The 5,482-nt window shown below is 66.1% G+C and carries 5 protein-coding genes and 1 pseudogene; 2 read left to right on the top strand and 4 right to left on the bottom strand.

Annotation, left to right across the window (positions count from 1 at the left end; genetic code table 11):
* Window positions 1-1,216 (bottom strand): PEP/pyruvate-binding domain-containing protein (locus Q4C89_RS11660; RefSeq protein WP_303102785.1); only part of this gene is annotated, 1,216 nt, incomplete at its 3' end.
* 137 nt (window positions 1,217-1,353) lie between these two features.
* On the opposite strand from Q4C89_RS11660, the gene Q4C89_RS11655 reads away from it, so the two are divergent.
* Window positions 1,354-2,172, top strand: a complete 819-nt coding sequence (locus Q4C89_RS11655; protein ID WP_303102784.1) for a pyruvate, water dikinase regulatory protein — start codon at window positions 1,354-1,356, stop codon at window positions 2,170-2,172.
* Between the two features lie 187 nt (window positions 2,173-2,359).
* Entirely contained in the window at window positions 2,360-4,015 is a 1,656-nt protein-coding gene (locus tag Q4C89_RS11650) for an FAD-dependent oxidoreductase (RefSeq protein WP_303102783.1), read from the top strand.
* A gap of 17 nt (window positions 4,016-4,032) precedes the next feature.
* On the opposite strand, the gene Q4C89_RS11645 is transcribed toward Q4C89_RS11650, so the two are convergent.
* The 3 genes and pseudogenes from Q4C89_RS11645 to Q4C89_RS11635 form a co-directional block, all read right to left on the bottom strand.
* Window positions 4,033-4,917, bottom strand: a complete 885-nt coding sequence (locus Q4C89_RS11645) for a bifunctional 2-polyprenyl-6-hydroxyphenol methylase/3-demethylubiquinol 3-O-methyltransferase UbiG (RefSeq protein ID WP_303102786.1) — start codon at window positions 4,915-4,917, stop codon at window positions 4,033-4,035.
* A 23-nt stretch (window positions 4,918-4,940) separates the two neighbouring features.
* Window positions 4,941-5,342 (bottom strand): hypothetical protein, encoded by a 402-nt coding sequence (locus Q4C89_RS11640; RefSeq protein WP_303102782.1) that lies wholly within the window; start codon window positions 5,340-5,342, stop codon window positions 4,941-4,943.
* Between the two features lie 27 nt (window positions 5,343-5,369).
* Window positions 5,370-5,482 (bottom strand): annotated as a pseudogene (locus Q4C89_RS11635) (tRNA (guanine-N7)-methyltransferase); the annotation flags it as partial.

The following is a 5,482-nucleotide window of genomic DNA, read 5'->3' as shown; positions in this document are numbered from 1 at the left end:
TGACGATGGCGCTGGCCCGCTTCATCACGGGTTCCCAGTCGGGGTCGGTCATGTCTGCGACCAGAATGTCGCCGTCTTGCACGCTGTCCATCTGCGAAAGCTCGCGCACCACGCGCACCACGCCCGCGCCGATGCGGTTACCCACGGCGCGGCCTTCCACCAGCACCTCGCCTTTGCCCAGCAACTCGAAGCGCTCCAGCGTGCGCCCAGCGCGGCTCTGCACCGTTTCGGGGCGGGCTTGCAGAATGTAAATCTTGCCGTCGCGTCCGTCCTTGCCCCACTCGATGTCCATCGGGCGGCCATAGTGCTTCTCGATGGTCACGCACTGGCGGGCGAGTTCCGTGAGGTCGTCGTCGGTGAGTGAGAAGGCCTTTTGCTCGGCCTCATCCACATCCACCGTTTTGACCCCGCCTTCCTCGGCGTAGATCATCTTCTTCTGCTTGCTGCCACGGGTGCGGCGCAGCACGGCTTTTTTGCCTTGCTCCAGCGCTGGCTTGTAGACGAAGAATTCGTCAGGGTTCACCGCGCCCTGCACCACCATTTCGCCCAGGCCGTAGCTGGAGGTCACGAACACCGCGTCACGGAAGCCGCTTTCGGTGTCCAGCGTAAAGGCCACCCCCGACACGCCCAGGTCGGTACGCACCATGCGCTGCACGCCCGCCGAGAGCGCGACTTCGGAGTGTTCAAAGTTGTGGTGGACGCGGTAAGAGATGGCGCGGTCGTTGTAGAGGCTGGCAAACACCAGCTTGACATGCTTCAGCACTTCTTCAATGCCGCGCACGTTCAGGAAGGTTTCCTGCTGGCCCGCGAAACTGGCTTCGGGCAGGTCTTCAGCGGTGGCGGAGGAGCGCACGGCTACGTCGGCCCCACCTCCTGAAGAATCATCGCCCATTTCGGCGTAGGCGGTGCGAATGGCTCCTTCCAGCGCGGCGGGCAGCTCGGCGGCTTCCACCCAGCCCCGAATTTCTTTGCCCGCCGCGACCAAGGCGTTTACGTCGTTTACGTCCAGCGCCTTCAATTTGGCGTTGATTTTGGTTTCGATGTCGTTTTCCTGCAAAAAGAGCCTGAAAGCGTCGGCGGTGGTGGCAAACCCGCCCGGCACGCGCACGTCAGCGGCGGCGAGGCCCTGAATCATCTCACCGATAGAAGCGTTTTTGCCGCCGACAATTTCCACGTCGGTCATCCTTAGTGTCTGGAACGGGCGAATCATATCCATACGTTTTCTCCGTTGGCGTGCGCCCCGAGGCCGCGCCACTTGAGGGGATTTGTGTTCTCTATCTCCTCACTTTAACCCAGTGCAGGGTTCTAGCCCATGACTTTGTCTGACCGGGGTGGACATGGCACCCTGGAGGTATGCCGCGCACCGTTCTGATCGTTTCCGACCACACTGGCCTCACCGCCGAGAACATCGCCCGCGCCCTGCTGACCCACTTTCCAGGCCAGCACTTCCGCTATGTGCGCCGCCCCTTCACCGCTGACGTGGCCTCGGCCCAGAGCGTCGTTCGCGAAGTGGAAGGGCTGACGGCCCAGGGCGAGCGGCCCCTGATTTTCACGACGACCACCCAGGCGGACGTGCTGAAAATCCTCCAGACCGCGCCTGCGCAGGTGTTCGACCTGCTGACCGAGAACATCCGGCTGCTGGAAAAGGAATTCGGAGAAGACGCCAAACTGGTGGTGGGCGGGCACCACGACATGCAGGACAGCGAGGCTTACCTGTCGCGCATGGAGGCCCTGGACTTCGCACTCGCCACCGACGACGGCGTGGGCGACCGGCAATACGGCCTGAGCGACGTGATTCTGGTCGGGGTATCGCGGGCGGGCAAGACGCCGACCAGTCTGTTTCTGGCGCTGCAACACGGCATCCGTGCCAGCAACTACCCGCTGGCGGAAGACGACTTCGAGCGTGACGGCCTGCCGCTGCCCCTCGAACCTTACCGGGGCAAACTCTTTGGCCTGACCATCGATCCCAAGCGGCTGCACGCCATTCGCACCCAGCGAAAGCCGAACAGCAAATACGCCAGCATCGAGCAGTGCGAGTACGAAGTGCGCCGCGCCGAGCAGCTTTTTGCGCGTATGGGCATTCCGGTCAAGGAAACCACCAGTTCCAGCGTGGAAGAAATCGCGGCGGGCGTGCTGGGCATGCTCAGGAAATCGGGGCGACTGGAGGGCTGATACGGCTTTGAAATAGTTCGGGTATCCAAACTGTTTTCCCGAGCAGAGCGAAGCGGACTTGCCAAGCGGCGAAACAGAGCACATCCGAGGAAAGCACCGGAATGTCCCCTGCGCCGCCCAGCCCCGTATGAGGCCAGCGGGACATCCGAGTACCGAGAGATACCCCAGGGAGGTATATACTCCCGCCATGACTGTTGCAGATTCTGATGGGGTGCGCCGCATTGTCATCGTGGGTGGAGTGGCGGGGGGCATGAGCGCGGCGACCCGCCTGCGCCGCTTGGACGAACGCGCCGAGATTGTCGTGCTGGAACGTGGAGAGCATGTGTCTTTCGCCAACTGCGGCCTCCCCTATCACCTCAGCGGCGTGATTGCCGAGCGCGAACGCCTGCTGCTGCACACGCCCCAGAGCCTGAGTGCCCGCTTCGGCCTGGACGTGAGAATCCGGCAGGAGGTCAGGCGGATTGACCGGGCGGCCCGGCAGGTGGAGGTGCACGACCTGCAAGCGAACCGGAGTTATGCGCTTGCCTACGACCACCTCATCCTGAGTCCGGGAGCCGCGCCCCTGCGCCCACCGATTCCGGGAGTCGAGCACGCCCTGACCCTGCGCAACGTGAGCGACCTCGACCGCCTCAAGTCCGCCGCCGTCGCCGGGCAGCGCAGTGTGGTGATCGGTGGGGGTTTTATCGGTGTCGAAGTCGCTGAAAATCTGCGCGAAGCGGGCCATCAGGTCACGCTGCTCGAAGGCAGCCCGCAGATTCTGCCTCCCCTCGACCCCGAACTGGCGGTGCTGGCGCGGCAGGAACTCGAAAAGCACGGCGTTCAGGTGCGCTGCTCGGCCCAGGTCACGCAGCTGACCGAACGCAGCGTGACCCTGCACAGCGGTGAAACCCTGGAAACCGACCTGGTGGTGCTGGCCGTCGGCGTGCGTCCCGAAGACGGGCTGGCGCGTGACGCGGGGCTGGAGGTGGCTGAGCGCGGAGGCATCGTGGTCGATGAGTCGCTGCTGACCTCCGACCCGCACATTTCGGCGGTGGGCGACGCGGCGCTGGTCCGCGACTCGCTGGGCGAACTGGCCTTCGTGCCCCTGGCCTGGGGAGCCAATCGCCAGGGCCGCCTGGTGGCTGACCGCATCATGGGCCGCCCGGTGAATTTCGGGGGACATCCGGCGACAGCCATCGTCAAGGTGTTCGACCTGACGGCGGCCAGCACGGGCCTCAACGAGAAACAGGTCGCGGCGCGGGGCCTGCCTTACGCCACGGTTCACACGCACCCCGGTTCACATGCGGGTTACTATCCCGGCGCCGAACGGGTCAGCCTCAAACTGGTGTTCGACCCGCAGTCGGGCCGCATCTACGGAGCGCAGGCGGTGGGCGGCGCAGGCACCGACAAGCGAATCGACGTGCTGGCAACCGCCCTGCACGCGGGTCTGCACGCCGACGACCTCAGCGACCTGCCGCTGGCTTACGCCCCGCCCTACAGCAGCGCCAAAGACCCGGTCAATATGCTCGGCTACGTGGCGCAAAACGTCATGGACGGCCTGACCTGCACCCTGCAATGGCACGAACTGGAGGGCAGCGGGCGGCGCATCATTGACGTGCGTGACCCGTCCGAATATGCCCGGGGCCGCATTCCGGGGGCAGAAAATATTCCGCTGGGTGACCTGCGCTCCAGGGCCGACGAGCTGCGCGGTACGCCCCTGGTCGTCCACTGTCAGGTCGGACAGCGTGGACACACGGCGACCCGGCTGCTGTCCGAACTCGGCTGCGACGTGCTGAATCTGGACGGGGGCTACCTGACCTGGCAGGCGGGACAGGCCAGCCGTGACCCGTCACCGCAAAGCTGAGCCGTTCACGACTGTGGTTACAGGGCCAGACCTTCCGGCGTCCGCGTCCCTGCCGGAATCGCCGTCACCAGCACCTCATATTTGCCCGTCACGAAGACCTTGAACCCGTACTTTTGCAGCCTGCGCCGGGCGTCGGTCACGTCGGCGCACAGCAGGCTGAGGTCGGGGCGGGCAAAGTTGAGAAGGCGTGCGCCGTAGCTCAGCGCCCCGTCGCGGTAGCGGGCATTCGGAAAGCCCAGCACCAGCCCACCGCCGGACGTCAGATGATGACGGTACAGCGCCGCCAGTACCCGGTCGGTCTGTACGCCGGGACTTTGCAGCAGGCTGAGGCACAGGATGAGGTCGAACTGGCCCAGGTCGGCGGCGGGCAAAGTGTTCACGTCCAGCACGCGGAATTGCCCCGCCGGATGCCGCTCTTTTGCCCGCTCCAGGGCCGCCGCCTCCATGTCCAGACCCACCAACTCGAACTCACGGCCCGGAAAAGCCAGTGCCAGCGCGTCCAGTTCACGCCCGCCGCTCACGCCCAGACTCAGGACGCGCCCACCTGCCGGGGGGCTGACCCGCCGCAGCGCCTCGACCAACGTGAACAAAAACACCGGGTCTTCCAGCTTGTCCACCCGCGCCCATTCCGGCCCGCCGTAGCCCTGCGCGTCGGGGTCGGGGGTGCCTGCCTGCCGCCGCAGCCGCACGCGCACGCGGCCCTCTCCTGCCCGCTCCGGCGTGAGCAGGTGCGCCCCCAGCGTCTCCGCGAGGTCGGCCCAGGTCGGCCAGGGACGGTGCAGGCCCGCCGCGCCCACCTCGCCCGCGTAGAGGCCCACGCCCAGGTCGGGGTCGGGCACCTCGAAAGCCACTTCGCCCACGGCGTCCAGCACGCGGCGCACGGCGGGCAGGATGACGCTCATGGGTTCGTCGGTGAAGCTCAGGCTCAAAGCGGCAGCGCCCAGCCTTTTTGCTCACCCTCGCGCAAGATGCCGTCCAGCGCCGCTTGCGACAGCCCGTAGCCACGGCGAATGCGGGCGTGCAGCTCGTCTATCAGCGGCTGCTGCCTGGCCGCCTGGGCGTCGATGCGGCTCATCAGAGCACACGACAACGAGGCCGACTGCGCGGTGCGTTTCTCGCCCTTCGTCTCGGCGCTGAGCATTCGGGTCAGGCCCTCGTCCTGGGTCTGCTCGGCAATGGAGAGTTGCCCGCGCATGGTGTGCGTCCAGATGGCGCGGCGCTGGGGTTCGGACAGGCCGAAGTTACGCACCACGGGCGCGGGCGCGGCCAGGGCCAGGTCAGCCGCCACGCCGCCCAGGGTGAGGGCCAGGAGGAAGGGCTTGAGCATGGGCGCAGTGTAGTGCGGGGGCAGCCCTCAATACCCCCGGTGCTTGACCGCCGCTCCCTCGCGTTCCAGCCACTCGGTCACGGCTCCTACCGCCGCCTTGACTCCTGGCGTGATAATCGGGCCGCCGAATTTGGCGAGGC

It is taken from the genome of Deinococcus sp. (assembly GCF_030523985.1).
Lineage (GTDB): Bacteria > Deinococcota > Deinococci > Deinococcales > Deinococcaceae > Deinococcus.
This window is presented reverse-complemented; position numbering and strand designations above follow the sequence as displayed.